This window comes from Pseudomonas sp. PD9R (assembly GCF_019200975.1).
Lineage (GTDB): Bacteria > Pseudomonadota > Gammaproteobacteria > Pseudomonadales > Pseudomonadaceae > Aquipseudomonas.
Genome location: NZ_JAHTMR010000008.1, coordinates 195,544 through 210,752 on the forward strand (window position 1 = coordinate 195,544; position 15,209 = coordinate 210,752).

The 15,209-nt window shown below is 60.3% G+C and carries 15 protein-coding genes; 4 read left to right on the forward strand and 11 right to left on the reverse strand.

Annotation, left to right across the window (positions count from 1 at the left end; genetic code table 11):
* Positions 1-32: 32 nt before the first annotated feature.
* A complete protein-coding gene (locus KUF73_RS17495) occupies positions 33-665 on the forward strand; it encodes a DedA family protein (RefSeq protein WP_218439309.1) in 633 nt (210 codons plus the stop codon).
* Here the strand turns inward: KUF73_RS17495 and KUF73_RS17500 are convergent.
* Positions 646-1,881: a sterol desaturase family protein gene (locus KUF73_RS17500; RefSeq protein ID WP_218439310.1), complete on the reverse strand. Its 1,236-nt coding sequence runs from the start codon at positions 1,879-1,881 to the stop codon at positions 646-648. The two genes, KUF73_RS17495 and KUF73_RS17500, sit on opposite strands and share 20 nt — an antisense overlap.
* A 115-nt stretch (positions 1,882-1,996) precedes the next feature.
* Here KUF73_RS17500 and elbB point away from each other — a divergent pair, with 115 nt between their 5' ends.
* The gene (gene elbB / locus KUF73_RS17505) at positions 1,997-2,665 is read left to right on the forward strand and encodes an isoprenoid biosynthesis glyoxalase ElbB (RefSeq protein WP_218439311.1); all 669 of its coding nucleotides are present in this window, start codon (positions 1,997-1,999) and stop codon (positions 2,663-2,665) included.
* A gap of 112 nt (positions 2,666-2,777) precedes the next feature.
* On the opposite strand, the gene KUF73_RS17510 is transcribed toward elbB, so the two are convergent.
* The 5 genes from KUF73_RS17510 to KUF73_RS17530 form a co-directional block, all read right to left on the reverse strand.
* The gene (locus KUF73_RS17510) at positions 2,778-3,233 is read right to left on the reverse strand and encodes a YaiI/YqxD family protein (protein ID WP_218439312.1); all 456 of its coding nucleotides are present in this window, start codon (positions 3,231-3,233) and stop codon (positions 2,778-2,780) included.
* A 110-nt stretch (positions 3,234-3,343) separates the two neighbouring features.
* Positions 3,344-5,242, reverse strand: coding sequence for a cytochrome c/FTR1 family iron permease (locus KUF73_RS17515; protein ID WP_218439313.1), 1,899 nt, complete (start codon positions 5,240-5,242; stop codon positions 3,344-3,346).
* A gap of 198 nt (positions 5,243-5,440) precedes the next feature.
* Entirely contained in the window at positions 5,441-6,073 is a 633-nt protein-coding gene (locus tag KUF73_RS17520; RefSeq protein WP_218439314.1) for a LysE family transporter, read from the reverse strand.
* A gap of 163 nt (positions 6,074-6,236) precedes the next feature.
* The gene (locus tag KUF73_RS17525; RefSeq protein ID WP_218439315.1) at positions 6,237-6,818 is read right to left on the reverse strand and encodes a mechanosensitive ion channel family protein; all 582 of its coding nucleotides are present in this window, start codon (positions 6,816-6,818) and stop codon (positions 6,237-6,239) included.
* Positions 6,818-8,728 carry an ATP-binding cassette domain-containing protein gene (locus tag KUF73_RS17530; RefSeq protein WP_218439316.1) on the reverse strand — a complete coding sequence of 637 codons (1,911 nt, stop codon included), beginning with the start codon at positions 8,726-8,728 and terminating at the stop codon, positions 6,818-6,820. Before KUF73_RS17530 ends, KUF73_RS17525 begins: the two co-directional genes overlap by 1 nt.
* Before the next feature lie 50 nt (positions 8,729-8,778).
* Here KUF73_RS17530 and KUF73_RS17535 point away from each other — a divergent pair, with 50 nt between their 5' ends.
* Positions 8,779-9,243 carry a TIGR02444 family protein gene (locus KUF73_RS17535; RefSeq protein WP_218439317.1) on the forward strand — a complete coding sequence of 155 codons (465 nt, stop codon included), beginning with the start codon at positions 8,779-8,781 and terminating at the stop codon, positions 9,241-9,243.
* Here KUF73_RS17535 and KUF73_RS17540 read toward each other — a convergent pair.
* On the reverse strand, positions 9,240-10,448 hold the full coding sequence (locus KUF73_RS17540; protein ID WP_218439318.1) for an AlgP family protein: 1,209 nt from the start codon (positions 10,446-10,448) through the stop codon (positions 9,240-9,242). The genes KUF73_RS17535 and KUF73_RS17540 overlap by 4 nt on opposite strands.
* Positions 10,449-10,664: 216 nt before the next feature.
* Here KUF73_RS17540 and KUF73_RS17545 point away from each other — a divergent pair, with 216 nt between their 5' ends.
* A complete protein-coding gene (locus KUF73_RS17545) occupies positions 10,665-11,330 on the forward strand; it encodes an FKBP-type peptidyl-prolyl cis-trans isomerase (protein WP_218439379.1) in 666 nt (221 codons plus the stop codon).
* 60 nt (positions 11,331-11,390) lie between these two features.
* Here the strand turns inward: KUF73_RS17545 and rsd are convergent, their stop codons facing one another.
* The 4 genes from rsd to KUF73_RS17565 form a co-directional block, all read right to left on the reverse strand.
* The gene (rsd, locus tag KUF73_RS17550) at positions 11,391-11,849 is read right to left on the reverse strand and encodes a sigma D regulator (RefSeq protein ID WP_218439380.1); all 459 of its coding nucleotides are present in this window, start codon (positions 11,847-11,849) and stop codon (positions 11,391-11,393) included.
* A gap of 177 nt (positions 11,850-12,026) precedes the next feature.
* Positions 12,027-12,578: a disulfide bond formation protein B gene (locus tag KUF73_RS17555; protein ID WP_218439319.1), complete on the reverse strand. Its 552-nt coding sequence runs from the start codon at positions 12,576-12,578 to the stop codon at positions 12,027-12,029.
* A gap of 229 nt (positions 12,579-12,807) precedes the next feature.
* Complete coding sequence (locus KUF73_RS17560; RefSeq protein ID WP_218439320.1) at positions 12,808-14,046, reverse strand: heme biosynthesis protein HemY; 1,239 nt, start codon at positions 14,044-14,046, stop codon at positions 12,808-12,810.
* Positions 14,043-15,197 carry a uroporphyrinogen-III C-methyltransferase gene (locus tag KUF73_RS17565; protein ID WP_218439321.1) on the reverse strand — a complete coding sequence of 385 codons (1,155 nt, stop codon included), beginning with the start codon at positions 15,195-15,197 and terminating at the stop codon, positions 14,043-14,045. The genes KUF73_RS17560 and KUF73_RS17565 overlap by 4 nt, the downstream gene beginning before the upstream one ends.
* Between the last annotated feature and the right edge of the window lie 12 nt (positions 15,198-15,209).

Consider the following 15,209-nt stretch of genomic DNA (forward strand, 5'->3'; position numbering starts at 1 on the left):
GGCTGCGCGTTCATTTCGCCAGCACCCAGACAATGCTCCAACAATTTCTGCATGACTTCGGCTACTTTGCCTTGTTTCTCGGCACGTTCTTCGAAGGCGAAACCATTCTGGTGCTCGCAGGCTTCCTCGCGTTCCGTGGATACATGGACATCAACCTGGTGGTGGTTGTCGCTTTCTGCGGCAGTTATGCCGGCGATCAGCTGTGGTACTTCCTGGGACGCAAGCACGGGCGCAAGTTGCTGGCGCGCAAACCCCGCTGGCAAATGATGGGTGACCGGGCGCTGGAACATATTCGCAAGCACCCGGACATCTGGGTGCTGAGCTTCCGCTTCGTCTACGGCCTGCGCACGGTGATGCCAGTGGCCATTGGCCTGTCGGGCTATCCGCCGGGCCGCTACCTGCTGCTGAACGGGATTGGTGCGGCAATCTGGGCCGCCGCGCTGGCGGCCGCCGCTTATCATTTCGGTGCGGTGCTCGAAGGCATGCTCGGCAGTGTGAAGAAATATGAGCTATGGGTGCTTGGCGCCCTGCTCATTCTGGGCGTGGGCCTGTGGCTGCGCCGGCGCTTCAAGAATGCCCGTCTGGCCAAACAGGTCTATGCCGACGAACAAGCACTGAAGGCCGACAAGGCCAACCCTGGCGAATCTAAGAAGCCAACCGAGTAAAGCGGTTTCTGCAGCAGTAGAGACCGATGCCGCTGAGCAGGCTGTAGCTGAGCAGGCCGACCCAGCCCACCGCGCTGGCCGGCCACAGCCCCACCAGCGGCGCCAGCCACACCAACGGCACATTCGACGCCAGCCGCAGCAGCTCCAGCTTCAACGCCCACGGGCGATTCTCCAGGGCCACGCCCAACACGAACAACCCCAGCGCCACCGCACCCCAGCCCAACACCAGGGCGGCGGTCGGCAGGCTCGGCTCCAGGTTCATCAAATAGCTGCCCAGTGCGATGTAGACGCAGAACTGCAGCAGGATGTAGAGCTGCTGCCGTCCGTCCAGCGGCACTTCGAATTTGTGGAACTGACTCAGGTCCGGCTTGTGCATCGGGTATTTCGCCGCCACGTCCGCCGGCCGCCAACCGGTGCGCATGAACCAGATTCGCAGCTTGTCCCACAGACGTTCGGCACGCCGCGCGTCCGCCCACAACTGCGCATAGAATTGCACGTTGGCCCACACCGGGTTCCAACTCGCCAGCGGCGTGGTCACACCGAAAATCACCGGCTCGTTGTCGTCCTCTTCCTGGAACGAGCCGAACAGGCGGTCCCAAATAATGAACACGCCGCCGTAGTTGCGATCCATGTAGAGAGCGTTCTGTGCATGGTGAGCCCGATGATTGGACGGCGTGACAAAGAACCACTCGAACCAGCCAAGCTTGGGAATGTGCCGAGTATGCACCCAGAACTGGTACAGCAGGTTGAGCGCGGCAACGCTGATAAACACCAGCAGCGGCACGCCCAGCACGGCTATGGGCAGGTAGAAGATCCAGCTCAGCAGAAACCCGGTGCTGGTCTGGCGCAGGGCGGTGGAGAGGTTGTAGTCCTCGCTCTGGTGGTGCACCGAATGCGCGGCCCAGAGAATGTTGCGCTCATGGCCCATGCGATGCAGCCAGTAGTAGCAGAAGTCGTAAAAAACGAAGGCAAACACCCAGACCCAAATGCTGTTGGCCGACAGTTCGAACAGCGCCAGATGCTTGAGGGCAAACGCGTAGGTGACCAGCCCCACGCCCTTGGTCAACAGGCCCGTGGTGGTCGACAGCACGCCGGTGCTGATGCTGTTGATCGCGTCCGCCACCCGATAATTGCTCACCCCGCGCCAACGGTCGGCCAGCAGCTCGACGGCGATCAGCACAAAGAAAAACGGCACCGCATACAGAATGAAGTCCATGACGCGCCCTGATCGGAATCTTGAGGACAGATGCTATGTGTAGCCGCGAATTAACCCTATGGCAACGAGTGACAAATTAGTGGACATTTAACGCCATGAATCTGGAGAAAAGCCCATGAGCAAAAAAGTTGCAGTGATCCTTTCCGGTTGTGGTGTGTACGACGGCGCCGAGATTTACGAAAGCGTGATTACCTTGCTGCGCCTGGACCAGCGTGGCGCGCAGGTTCAATGTTTCGCCCCGAACATTGCGCAGTTACATGTGATCAACCACCTGACCGGCGAAGAAATGCCGGAGTCGCGCAACGTGCTTGTGGAGTCGGCGCGAATCGCCCGTGGCGAGGTCAAGGATATCCGTGAAGCCGATGCCGAAGATTTCGATGCGCTGATTGTTCCTGGTGGTTTCGGTTCGGCGAAGAACCTTTCCAACTTCGCGATCGAAGGTACAGGCTGCACCGTGCAACCGGACGTGCTGGCACTGACCGAAGCCTTTGCCGAGGCCGGAAAACCGGTAGGCCTGCTGTGCATATCGCCGGCCCTCGCGGCAAAAATCTATGGACCAGGCGTGGTCTGCACCATCGGTAACGACGCCGACACCGCCGCCGCGCTGAACAAGATGGGCGCGACTCACAAGGACTGTGCGGTGAGCGATATTGTCGAAGACGAGGCGCGCAGGCTGGTGACGACGCCGGCGTATATGCTGGCGCAATCAATCAGTGAGGCCGCGTCGGGTATTAACAAACTGGTCGACCGCGTGCTCGAACTGACCCACGAAAACGACGCATAAAAACGCAAGATCAAAAGATCGCAGGCTGCGCCAGCTCCTACAGGTGCTCGCGTTGAACCGTAATTTGCGGCGGGCACAATCCATGTAGGAGCTGCCGAAGGCTGCGATCTTGTCAGGCGTTACGCGCCAGTCGAGTCAAAATCCGATCCAGCGCATTGGCAAACGCCTGTTTCTCGCGCTCGCCAAACGGCGCCGGCCCGCCGCTCATCTGTCCCTGTTCGCGCAGATCGGTGAACAGGTTACGCACGGCCAGCCGATCGCCCATGTTCTGCGCATCGAACTCCTTGCCTCGCGGGTCCAGCGCGGCAACGCCCTTCTTCACCAAACGGTCAGCCAGCGGTACGTCGCTGCAGATCACCAGCTCACCTGGGACCGCGTGTTCCACCAGGTAGTCGTCGGCCGCATCCGGGCCGCTTGGCACCACGATCAGCTTCACCAGCGCCAGGCCCGGCTTGGTTTGCGGCTGCCCGGCCACCAGCACCACTTCAAACTGGCGCTTGAGGGCGAATTTCACCACCAGATCCTTGGCCGCCCGAGGGCAAGCATCAGCATCGATCCAGACACGCATCAGGTTTTCCTCTGTTGAAAAACATCGCGGGCAAGCCTCGCTCCTACAAGGTTAACGCTAAACCCGTAGGAGCGAGGCTTGCCCGCGAATGTAAGCGAAGCGAATGCTGTTTAAGAAAGCTGCACCCGCCGCTTCTCGGCCACCCAGCTACGGCCATACAGCACGATGATCGCAATGATCGCCACTGCCTGAGCACTTAGCGAGTAAGCATCTGCATGGATCCCCAGCCAGTCGAATTCGAAGAACGGTACCGGACGCGTGCCGAAAATCCCGGCTTCCTGTAGCGCCTTGACGCCATGCCCGGCGAACACCACCGACAGCGCGCACAGTAGAGCGGCGTTGATGCTGAAGAACAGCGTCAACGGCAGTTTTGCCGAACCTCGCAGGATCACCCAGGCCAGACCGACCAACAACACCAACGCCGTGGCGCCCCCGGCCAGCACTGCGTCATGGCCGGCGGGACCGGCTTGCAACCACAGGGTTTCGTAGAACAGGATCACTTCGAACAGTTCGCGATACACCGAAAAGAACGCCAGGATCGCGAAGCCGAAACGACCGCCACCGCCTACCAGGCTGCTCTTGATGTAATCCTGCCACGCCGCTGCGTGACGACGGTCGTGCATCCACACGCCGAGCCACAGCACCATGACGCTGGCAAACAAAGCCGTCGCGCCTTCCAGCAATTCACGCTGCGAACCGCTGACATCAATCACATACGCCGCCAACGCCCAGGTGCCCAAACCGGCCAACAGCGCCAGGCCCCAACCGACGTTAACGCTGCGCACCGCCGACTGTTGGCCGGTGTTACGCAGAAACGCGAGGATCGCCGCCAGTACCAGAATCGCTTCCAGACCTTCGCGCAGCAAAATCAATAGACCGGAGATGTAGCTCAGGGACCAGCTCAAGCCGTCGTTGCCCAACAACCCGGCAGAGGTCTTCAATTTCGCCTTGGCCGCATCCAGACGCTGCTCGACTTGCTCAAGCGGCAAGCCGTCCTGCAACGACTGACGGTAAGCCATCAGCGACTTTTCAGTGTCTTTGCGCACGTTGGCGTCAACGTTGTCCAGGGAGCTTTCGACCAGCTCGAAGCCCTCCAGGTACGCCGCCACTGACAAGTCGTAAGCCTGATCGTGTTCACCGGCACGGTAGGCCGCAACGCTCTTGTCCAGGGTCGCGGCGGTGTAATCGAGCAACTGCGCCGGGCCACGTTTGACCTGCGGCGGTTGCGCCCGTTGTGCGCGGAAGTTTGCCGCGGCTTGCGGACCGTCAGCGGCCTGCACTTCGGCCGGCGTCTGACGGGCCAGATCGGCAATGTTGTAGGTTTTGTCGCTATTGGTTGTGGCCGAATCGGCACTGAAGCTGGCGATGTAGGTCGCCAGATCCCAACGCTGACGATCGTCCAGCTGATCGGCGAAGGCTGGCATGTCGGTGCCTTCAACCCCGAGACCCAGGGTGTTGTAGATCGCGTAGAGGCTCAGGTGATCCAGTCGCGTGGTATCACGCAGATTGGCTGGCGGCGGCGTCAGGCCTAACCCCGCCGGGCCGTCGCCAGCGCCTGTGTCACCGTGGCACACCGAACAATGCTGGGCATACAACGGTGCCCCACGAGTCGGGTCCGGGGTAATGATCGGGGCCTGACTGACTTCATAGGCCACGGCCAGTTTCGCACCGAGTTGCCGGGCCTGACGGGCGACATCCGCGCCATCCTGGCGAGCAGTGATTGCTACCTGTAAAGCACTGATGCCTTGCTCCAATCCAGCCTTTTCAGGCTTGCCCGGCATCGCGGCAACCAAGCCTTGCAGCGCCCCGACGAATTCCAGTTGCTCGCGGTATTCAGCCTCGTTGACGACCTTGCCTGCTTGCACCGCTTCCGGGTAATCCGCACCGATATAGTCGAGTAAATGCAGGGCTTGCGGGGTGCCTTCGACCGTGTCCGCCAGCAGGTTGGAACTGCATAAGGCAAACAGCGGCACTAACAGCCAGGCCAGGTAACGGGACGGGGCAATCATGAATGAATCTCAATTGGAAACACGAAGTAATATATTGTTCCCTCCCAATCACTTTCACTCAAGCTTTGTCTGCGTTGGCCCTCTCGGCAAGTCACTACAAAACCCAAGTCCGGGGATTGGGAAAAAGGCGCCCTGAGGCCATTTCGCGCACATAAAAAAGGCGACCTGAAAAGGTCGCCTTTTTGATGCATTGCTGTTTTACACCGCGGCTTTGCGCAGCGTCGCCATGAACGCCGCCGCGCCAATGAACAGACCGGCAAAGGTACGGTTCATGCGTTTTTGCTGCTTGGGTGTGCGCAACAGGCGCAGCACCTTGGACGCCAAACCGGTATAACCCGCCATGACGATCAGGTCGACACAGATCATGGTCACGCCAATCACCACGTACTGGATCAGCAGAGGGGCGTGCGGATTGATGAATTGCGGGAGCACCGCCAGCATGAAGACCAGCGCCTTGGGGTTGCTGATGTTCACCAGAAAACCGCGGAACACCAAGGCCATCGGCTTGCCGATCTGGCGTATGGCCGCGTCATCGCTCATGTCGCTGGGCAGTGCACGCCATTGCTTGATCGCGAGGTAAACCAGATACGCCACGCCGAACCATTTGATCGCCAGGAAGGCCGTGGCAGAAGCCGTGAGGATGGCGCCGACACCGGCACCCACAATCGCAATCTGCAAGGCCAGGCCCAATTGCAGGCCCAGGGCGTTCCAGTAACCGCGCCAGAAACCGTATTGCAGACCGCTGGACATCGACGCAATGGCGCCGGCACCGGGAGACAGGCTGATCACCCAGCAGGCGGCAAAAAACGCCAGCCATGTTTGAAGCTCCATTGCACACCTCGACTCAGACTCGTGACAGACGTCTAAGCTAATGCGGCTTCGGGCCGATGACTATCGTTTTTTTTGCAGGAACCGAGGACCGCGAAACGCCAAAAGCAAAAGATCGCAGCCTTCGGCAGCTCCTACATCGGAATGCGATCGTTTATGCCTGAAACTATTTCTCAAACCCGCTCGAAGGAAACACATCAGTCCCACGCCAGCGTCGTACCGAACGCTGAAAGAACAAACTGTTGGGCACTTGCACCATTGCACTGCCGGTACCGAGTTCTTCAGCTTCGATCAGCGTGGTGTAGAGCAAATTGATCGCCACCACCCGACCTTTGACGCCAGGCTTGTCGGTGGTGTCCACCAATTCGACCACATCGCCGAGGCGAAACGGGCCGACAGTGAAGATCAGAATCGCGCAGAGCAGATTCGAGAGCACGCTCCACATGGCGAAGAACGCCACCGCCGCGACTGCGACAAAACCGGACAACGCGGTCCAGAGCACCGTGGCCGAAACCCCAAGACGCTCCAGCACGAAGATCAGCGCGCTGCCCATGATCAGCCAGCGCAGGCCACCACGCAGCGGCATCAGCAACTGCGGCGGAAACGGGTAGCGCTCACCGAAACGGGTCAGACCTTTGGCGACGAAGCGCTGGGCGAAGTATCCGGCCAGCAGAATCAGCAGGATCTGCACGGCGAGCCAGATCGGCTCGACCCACATCGCCGGCAGCGGCAGCTTGAGCGCGTCCATCAGGACAGCGCCTCCAGCTCCGCCTGCATGCTTTCCAGCAGTTCCAGGGCTTCCATCCAGGACTCTTCCAGCTCCGCTTCACGCACCTTCAACTTGGCTTGTTCGGCCAGCAAATCGCGCAATTCGTTCTTGCGCAACGGCTCGTAGATATCGCTGTCGCCGAGGCTGGCATCGATCTTCGCCAGTTTCTCGTGGAGCTTGCCCAGTTCGGCTTCGAGCTTGTCAGCCTCACGCTTGTGCGGTGCCAGTTGCTGACGCAACGCCGCTGCGGCCTGACGCTGGGCTTTCTTGTCGGTCTTGTCCGGGTTGACCGGCGTGTTGCTGACCGGAGCATTGCGCTGACGGTACTCCACCAGCCAACGGGTGTAGTCCTCCAGATCGCCGTCGAACTCTTCGACCTTGCCATCGGCCACCAGGTAGAAATTGTCAGTGGTGCTTTTGAGCAGATGACGGTCGTGGGAGACCACCAGTACCGCGCCACTGAATTCCTGCAGGGCCATGGTCAACGCCAGGCGCATTTCCAGGTCCAGGTGGTTGGTCGGTTCATCGAGCAGCAACAGGTTTGGTCGGTCCCAGGCGATCAACGCCAGTGCCAGACGCGCCTTCTCGCCGCCGGAGAAATTCAGCACCGGCTCGTCGATCCGCGCACCACGGAAATCGAAACCACCGAGGAAGTCGCGAAGGGTCTGTTCGCGCTCGGTCGGTGCCAGACGCTGCAAGTGCAGCAACGGGCTGGCCTTGGCGTCCAGCGAGTCCAGTTGGTGCTGGGCGAAGTAACCGACAACGGTGTTCTCGCCTCGGGTCAAGCGGCCGGCCAGCGGCTCGAGCTCACCCGCGAGGTTCTTGATCAGGGTCGACTTGCCCGCGCCGTTGGGTCCGAGCAGGCCGATCCGCGCACCGGGGGTCAGTTGCAGCTTGACCTTTTCGAGCACGGTTTTGTCGCCGTAACCCAAGCGGGCATCGGACAGGTCGATCAGCGGGCTGGAAATCTTCTGCGACTCGCGGAAGACGAAGTCGAATGGCGAATCGACGTGGGCCGCGGTCAGCTCTTCCATCCGCTCCAGTGCCTTGATCCGGCTCTGGGCCTGACGTGCCTTGGTGGCCTGAGCCTTGAATCGGGCGATGTAGCTTTCCATGTGCGCACGTTGCACCTGCTGCTTCTCGTAGGCCTGTTGTTGCTGGGCCAGACGTTCGGCACGGGCACGCTCGAAGGCGCTGTAGCCACCGCGATACAGGGTGATCTTGCGTTGATCGACGTGGGCCACGTGATCGACCACGGCATCGAGGAAATCCCGGTCGTGGGAGATCAGCATCAAAGTGCCGGGGTAGCTTTTGAGCCACTCTTCGAGCCAGATGATGGCATCGAGGTCCAAGTGGTTGGTCGGTTCGTCGAGCAGCAACAGGTCCGAAGGACACATCAATGCCTGCGCGAGGTTCAGACGCATCCGCCAGCCACCGGAGAAATCGCCGACCTGGCGATCCATCTGCTCGTTGGTAAAGCCGAGACCGGCCAGCAACTTGCGAGCCCGAGCGTCGGCGGTGTAGCCGTCGGCGCTGTCGAGTTCCGAATGCAGGCGCGCCTGTGCGGCACCGTCGTGGGCCGCTTCGGCTGCCGCCAGGTCGCGTTGCACCTGACGCAGGCGCAGGTCGCCATCGAGCACGTAGTCGACCGCCAGACGATCGAGCGTGTCGATCTCCTGGCGCATGTGGGCGATACGCCAGTCGGCCGGCAGGAAGCAATCACCCGAGTCGGGGTGCAGGTCACCCAGTAGCAAGGCGAACAGGCTCGATTTGCCGGCGCCGTTGGCACCGATGAGGCCGGCTTTCTGGCCGGCGTGCAGCGTCAACTCGGCGTCTTCTAGCAGACGTTGCGGGCCACGCTGTAAAGTCAGGTTCTGAAGTCGGATCATAATGGCGGCGGAGTCTACCAGCTTCGCTCGCAACTAGCGCGAGTAGCACTATGTCCTCTGACCTGTGGAGCTTTTCCCTGACAACTTACGCCCGACCGGGCGTGGAACAGGCGTGCCTGCAATTGCAGTCGGCGGGCATCAATGTCTGTCTGCTGCTGTGCGCGGCGTGGCTGGGACGGCGAGGAATGGCCTGTAATGAGCAACGCTTGCAACAACTTCGCCGTGTGGCTGAACCCTGGGATGCCGATGTCGTGCAACCGCTGCGAGCATTGCGCACGCAATGGAAAGCCGCTGCCGTGCAAGATGCCGAGCTGGATACCCTGCGAGAACAGGTCAAGACGCTGGAACTGGAAGCCGAGCGGGAATTGCTAATGCGACTGGAACGATCGGCGCAAAGTTGGCCGCGAGATGAGGCGACCGATCTATCGGCCTGGCTGGAAGGTGTAGCGGTGCACGCCCCGCACCTGGACCGCGACGCGCTGCATCAGCTGCGCGTCGCGGTATCGGGCACTTAGGAAGCGCTGGTTGGGGTGGTGGTTGCTACGCTCGGAACAGCGGCCGGCGTTGGTGCCGGTGCGGCTGTCGAGGCGGTGGCTGCCGGAGCAGGCGTTGCGGCTGCAGCCGGGACGGCTGGCTTGGCAACTGGCGCGGTGGCAGGCTTGGCGGCAACCGGTTTTTTCGCGGCTGGTTTAGCAGCGGGTTTAGCAGCAGGCTTGGCTGCGACTGGCTTGGCCGCCGGCTTGGCTGCGGCTGGTTTGGCTGCACTGGCAGTGGCCGGTTTGGCAGCAGCGGCAAGTTTCGCCGCAGCAGGTTTGGCGGCTGGTTTAGCCGGCGCTTTCGCTGCTGGTTTTGCTGCGGGCTTGGCAGCGGTTTTAGCCGCGACAGGTTTAGCGGCCGGCTTGGCAGCTGGTTTCGCCGCTGCGGTTTTGGCTACTGATTTCGCTGCTGGTTTAGCGGCGGCTTTTACGGCTGGTTTTGCTGCTGGTTTTGCTGCTGGTTTAGCGGCGGTTTTTACGGCCGGTTTTGCCGCTGGTTTCGCTGCAGCAGTTTTCGCTACAGCCGGTTTTGCAGCAGCGGTTTTTGCAGCAGCAGGTTTCGCAGCCGCTGGTTTGGCAGCCGCTGGTTTGGCAGCGGTGGTTCTGGCAGTCGGTTTGGCCGCGCTGGCCGCGACTGGTTTTTTCGCAGCAGGTTTTGCAGCAGGTTTGGCTGCGGCTTTCACCGGTGCTTTGGCAACCGGTTTGGCGGCAGGCTTGGCCGGTGCTTTTGCAGCAACCGGTTTGGCAGCGGCTTTCTTCGCAGGGGCCGCAGCAGGCTTGGCAGCGCGCAGGGACAATGCCTTGCCGACAGCCTCTTGAACACGACCTACACCCTGGGCCAGTTTCAGGCTTTCCTGGGCATCGCGCTTGAGTTGCAGAATGTAGCCACGCGTTTCCGATTGACGATCCTTGAGAGCATCAAGCAGGTCTTCGAGCTCTTTCACTCCGTCCTTGGCTTTGGCTTGTGCCTTGGCCTTGCCGGCCGCCGCAGCGTCCTGCAATTTGGTGCGGGACTTGTGCAATTTTTCCTGCGCTTTCCCGCGTTGCTTTTCCAGCTTGGCGAGCAGTTTTTCAGCATCAGCCAGGGCTTCGGAACAAGCGGTTTCCAGATGCTCGAGCAAGCTGCCCGAGAGTTGTTGTAGCAGATGCAACGGAGTACTTACTGGCTTCTTGGTGGCCGACATGGTTTACCTCCTGGCTGACGTGAGTGCGGCTCATACTAGACCTCTGCTGCTACCGCCGCTAGGGCATCTTGACAGTATCCAAAGCGCTGCGTTGCAACGAAGCGAAAATGTTCTGCGCTGATGCAAAAGCAGTTCACCGTTGAACGCATTCACACTGGCATAATCGCCCGCATCTCAGGTCGGAGAATGTCCATGTCGGTGTCCATGTCGGTGTCCATGTCGCGCTACTTTTTTTTATCGCTGTGCGTGATTTTTTCTGCGGCTCATGCTGCCGAAAAAACTCAGGAAAATGATGCTCACGATCTCGCCTACAGTCTTGGCGCAAGCCTCGGGGAACGCTTGCGACTGGAGGTTCCCGATCTGCAGCTTCAAGCATTGGTCGAAGGTCTGCAGCAAGCCTATCAAGGCAAACCACTGGCGTTGAAAGACGAGCAGATTGAACAGATCCTGACCGAGCATGAAGCCCGGGTTGCCATGCAATCCCCTGCGCCGCAAAGCGAGGTGGCACTGGAAAAAGAACAGCGCTTTCTCGCCGAAGAAAAAACCAAACCCGGCGTTCGTGAACTGGCAGACGGGATACTGCTGACTGAATTGACGCCGGGAACGGGGACCAAGGCGGGTCCCAACGGCAAGGTGCAGGTGCTGTATATCGGTCGCCTTCCCGATGGCACCGTGTTCGACCAGAACAGCCAACCGCAGTGGTTCAGTCTCGATAGCGTGATCAGCGGATGGCGCAGCGCGCTGCAGCAAATGCCGGTCGGCGCGAAATGGCGCCTGGTGATTCCATCGGCACAGGCCTATGGCGCCGATGGTGCCGGCGACCTGATCGCACCGTTCACACCGTTGGTGTTCGAAGTCGAATTGCGCGGCGCTACCAGCTAAAAACGGAAATGAAAAACGGCGTGCCTGGGCACGCCGTTTCGGGGTCTTGCGGGAAGCGGTTCAGGCCTGAACCGGATCGGCTTCCTTGTGCGCGGTGTGCAGTACTTCGATCAGGCAGTCTTCCAGTTCGAAGCGTTCATGCAACAGACCGCCCAATGTTTTGAATTCCTCAGCGATACATTTACCGGCATCGCACAGATCATTGAACGCGAGCAGTTTCTCGGTGATGACATCGATGCGCGGGTAGATGGTCTCAGCCAACTCCAGACCACGCTTGTCACCAAACGCCTTGGCTTCGCCAGTCAGCTGTTCGTAGATCTCGAAATGCCCGGCAGACACGTAGTCGACCAGCACGCCGCAGAATTCCTGCAAAGGTTTGCGGTTTTCACCCAGAACCTCGGGCTTGGCACCGAGCGCATCATAGGCCCGAACCAGTTCGTGACGTTCCTGCAACCAGCGATCGATCAGCAGATGTACTCCACCCCAACGTTCCTGAGCATTCTGACAACTTTCGAGCATGGCGATCTCTCTTCCCTTGTGGGTCATGCTGCCCTACACCCGTCGTACTCTTGAAGGTCAAGAGTTGGCCAGGCAGAGCGTCATCGAGCAACATAATTCCAATGACACGTGCGGGCCAGATTATGCCCGCGCGACTGTGGCTTCAAGGTACGCAGGCGATAAAGTTCATACAAGTGTTTAATCACTCACCAGACCCCGGTGCGACGACTCGCCGCTGAGCGGTCGCTGCAAGGTGATCCAGACAAGTCGCAACAACTGATAAATCCCCAGAATCGTCATCCCGACAAAGAACAGCAGACTCCACTCCGCAATGCTCAAGCCAAACAGTGTCCAGGAGATCTGTGCACAGTCGACGGTGCCTTTGAACATCTGACGCACGACACACATCCACGGCGCGCTTGCGAACAGTTCACCCAGATTGGTCGCACAGACCGACAGTTCATGCACTGGATTGCTCTGTAGCAAGACCTGCCGCCATGCGATGACTGTGCCGCCCAGGCTCGCAATCAGACCCAACAGCCAATACAGGATGAAACCGAAGTGACCGGGGCCATGCACCGCCGCCATCAGGCAAACACCTGTCAGCAGCGCCACGCAGCCCCTCTGCAACAAGCAAAGGCCGCACGGCTTGAGGCCAACAACATATTCCAGATAGTAAGACACGCCCAGGACCAGGGCGCCCGCAATGAAAACCATGAAAAACAGAGAGCGTGAGCAGGCCAAAGGCATGGGTTTTCCGTAACAGTAGAGACCGACAGCTACGGTAGAGGAAAGCGCGACGGCGTTTCAAGGCAGGCTGACAGGGAGACTTCAGCAGGGGTGTAGGGAATTCCCGACAGAAGTTAGAGGATCAGGTGTAGTCCTCTGTAGGATTCTGCTGAGGACGAATTTCGAAGGTAAAACTCCGACAACATTCGGGCAATCGGATCGCCCATTCGGGCGACCCTTCACTCATCTATCAAGCGTGAGCCGGCACCGGTAGCGGCGCTGCCAGCAAGCGCTCATCCAGTAACCCCAAACCTTCCTGGAACAGCTGATTGCTGCGCTCGGTGTCACCCATTTGCGCCAGCAGGCGGGCCAGTTCGGCGCAGGCTTCCGGATTACGCTGCGCACGCAGACTGCTTTCCAGATAATCCCTGGCCTTGCCCCACAAACTGCTTTGCAGGCACAGCCGGCCCAGGGTCAACAGCAGGCTTGGATCGGCAGGATGATCTTTAAGCCAGCCCTCCGCAAGTTGCAGCTGACGTGTCGGATCACTGCCACGCACCAACCCGTAAAGGCGCGCCAGGTGGCTGTCATAGTTGCGTTTGAGCGCCGTCCGCAAGACCTCTTCGGCCTCGACCTGCGCACCCAGCTGGCGCAATTGCTCGGCGTAAGCGAGCACCAGTTTCGGCTCCTGGCGCTGAGCCGAGGTCAGTTGCTGCCAGGCGTGATTGAGCGCTTGCAAGCCGACGGTTCCGCCCTCTTCCTGATGCGCCGCGAGGGACAGGTTCTCGCCCCAGGCGCGGCGCTCCAGTTCAGCCAGTTCCGCTGGTGGGAGGATTTTGTCCTTGCGCAACTCCGGCAGCAGGCGAATCAACGCTGACCAATCGCCGCGCTGCTGAAGCAGGCGCTGCAACTGACGCAAAGCCTGCGCGTTATGAGGGTGACGCTCGTGCATCGCTTGCAGGGTCGCCAAGGCGCCTTCGGTATCGCCACGATCGGTTTGCAGTTGCGCGTGGTTCAACGCAATCGCCAGCTCGGCCTGGGGTTGTCGCTCCAGAGCGCGCTCCAGCAGATTGTCGCTTTCTTCGTAATGACCTTGTTCGTTGGCGGCGCGAGCAGCGCCGAGGTAGTACAGCAACGGCTGGCGCTCGGCTTCCGCAGCCCGAGACAGATGACGTTGTGCGCTGGCCCAGCGCCCCTCGGCCAAGTCCAGCTGACCGTGTTCGATAGCCACCTGCACCCGACGACTGCGATTACGCCGTGACCACGGATTGACCACGCCGCTGGACGTTGTCACCAACTCGAACAACGCCTTGATGCCCCAGAACACCAGCCAGAGCACGGCGATCAGCGCAAGCGTCGCCCACAGACTCGACTCGTAACGGAAGGTCTTGTAGGCAATTAGCACGTAGCCGGAGTGCTCGGCAATCGCAAGGCCCAGCGCGGCAGCTGCAGCGATGACCAGAAACACGATCACATACAAGCGTTTCATGGCGTGGCCTCCTGCGCCGTATTCGCGGCAGGTTTCGCCATCGGTTTGATCGAGTCTTCGGCATTGACGTTACGTCGCTCCAGATACCCCTGCACCGCACTCAGCGTGCCAGTCAGATCCGGAGTCACCACGGTGACAGGTTGCTTGCTCAACTCGGCCACCTGTTCAAGCATCACTTTGCTCTGCGGGTTATCCGGGTTGAAGTTGCCCTTGAGCACATCCCGCGCTTCGTCCAGCGCCTGGCTGTAGACCGCAGCCTGGCCATTGAGCGCGGCCCATTGCGCCTGCTCCAGCGTCAGGCTCAGAGCCAGACGGACCTGGCTGAGGCTCTGCCCGGCCAGCAACGGTCGGACATTTTTATCCGCATTGAAATCGATGCGGACGTAGCGCGAGATCTGATCCCACCACTGCGCCCAACGGCTGGCGCCGTCGCCATCGGCTGTCAGGCCCAGCAGTGATTCGCCACGATCCTTGTACTCGGGAGCCAGTTCGGTGAGACCGACTACCTGTTCGCGCAACGCACCCAGGCGCAGGAACAATCCGGTTCGATCCGGCTGCTCGGTGCTGCGCAGGGCCACCAGGGTTTTAGCCACTTGCTCGCGAGCGGCGAAGGCGCCGGGATCATTCTGTTCACGGAGAATTTCATCGGCACCCTGTACCAGGGCCTGGGCGCTGCTGATGTCCTGCAAGGCAGACAATCGCAAACTGGCCAAGCGAAGCAAATGCTCGGCCTCGGCCAATCGCCAGTCCTTGCGGCTGGCACCGAGTATGGTTTCCAGACGTTGATTCAAACGCTGTTGATCGCCCTGCAACTGGACCACCAAACGGCTGCGCTCTTCCAGCACGTCAGCCGCCGGCAACTGCTCAAGGCGGGCGCTCAAGCGCTGCTCATTGAGCTTCAGACTTTGCGCTTCATCGCCCAATGCCTGCACCTGGCTCAACTGCTGTTGATTGGTCGCTTGCAGGTGACGTACCTGCCAGACTCCCCAACCACCCACCGCAACCCCGGCTGCACCCAGCAGCAACGCGACGATGGCCAGCCCATTGCCTCGGCGCTGCACAGCAGCAAGTGGAGCCGTTTCAACCGGTGCTTCAACCGGCGCATCTAGCACGGGTCGGACGTCATCTTTAGGCAAGGCTGTTTCGCTCACGTATCCATCCTT

Excerpts from the sequence above, each read along its gene's own strand:
- rsd (WP_218439380.1), bottom strand. The coding sequence starts at position 11,849 with ATGCTCGAAAGTTGTCAGAATGCTCAGGAACGTTGGGGTGGAGTACAT.
- KUF73_RS17540 (WP_218439318.1), bottom strand. The coding sequence starts at position 10,448 with ATGTCGGCCACCAAGAAGCCAGTAAGTACTCCGTTGCATCTGCTACAA.
- KUF73_RS17530 (WP_218439316.1), bottom strand. The coding sequence starts at position 8,728 with ATGATCCGACTTCAGAACCTGACTTTACAGCGTGGCCCGCAACGTCTG.
- KUF73_RS17495 (WP_218439309.1), top strand. The coding sequence starts at position 33 with ATGCTCCAACAATTTCTGCATGACTTCGGCTACTTTGCCTTGTTTCTC.
- KUF73_RS17555 (WP_218439319.1), bottom strand. The coding sequence starts at position 12,578 with ATGCCTTTGGCCTGCTCACGCTCTCTGTTTTTCATGGTTTTCATTGCG.
- KUF73_RS17535 (WP_218439317.1), top strand. The coding sequence starts at position 8,779 with ATGTCCTCTGACCTGTGGAGCTTTTCCCTGACAACTTACGCCCGACCG.
- KUF73_RS17525 (WP_218439315.1), bottom strand. The coding sequence starts at position 6,818 with ATGGACGCGCTCAAGCTGCCGCTGCCGGCGATGTGGGTCGAGCCGATC.
- KUF73_RS17545 (WP_218439379.1), top strand. The coding sequence starts at position 10,665 with ATGTCGCGCTACTTTTTTTTATCGCTGTGCGTGATTTTTTCTGCGGCT.
- elbB (WP_218439311.1), top strand. The coding sequence starts at position 1,997 with ATGAGCAAAAAAGTTGCAGTGATCCTTTCCGGTTGTGGTGTGTACGAC.
- KUF73_RS17510 (WP_218439312.1), bottom strand. The coding sequence starts at position 3,233 with ATGCGTGTCTGGATCGATGCTGATGCTTGCCCTCGGGCGGCCAAGGAT.
- KUF73_RS17500 (WP_218439310.1), bottom strand. The coding sequence starts at position 1,881 with ATGGACTTCATTCTGTATGCGGTGCCGTTTTTCTTTGTGCTGATCGCC.
- KUF73_RS17520 (WP_218439314.1), bottom strand. The coding sequence starts at position 6,073 with ATGGAGCTTCAAACATGGCTGGCGTTTTTTGCCGCCTGCTGGGTGATC.
- KUF73_RS17560 (WP_218439320.1), bottom strand. The coding sequence starts at position 14,046 with ATGAAACGCTTGTATGTGATCGTGTTTCTGGTCATCGCTGCAGCTGCC.
- KUF73_RS17515 (WP_218439313.1), bottom strand. The coding sequence starts at position 5,242 with ATGATTGCCCCGTCCCGTTACCTGGCCTGGCTGTTAGTGCCGCTGTTT.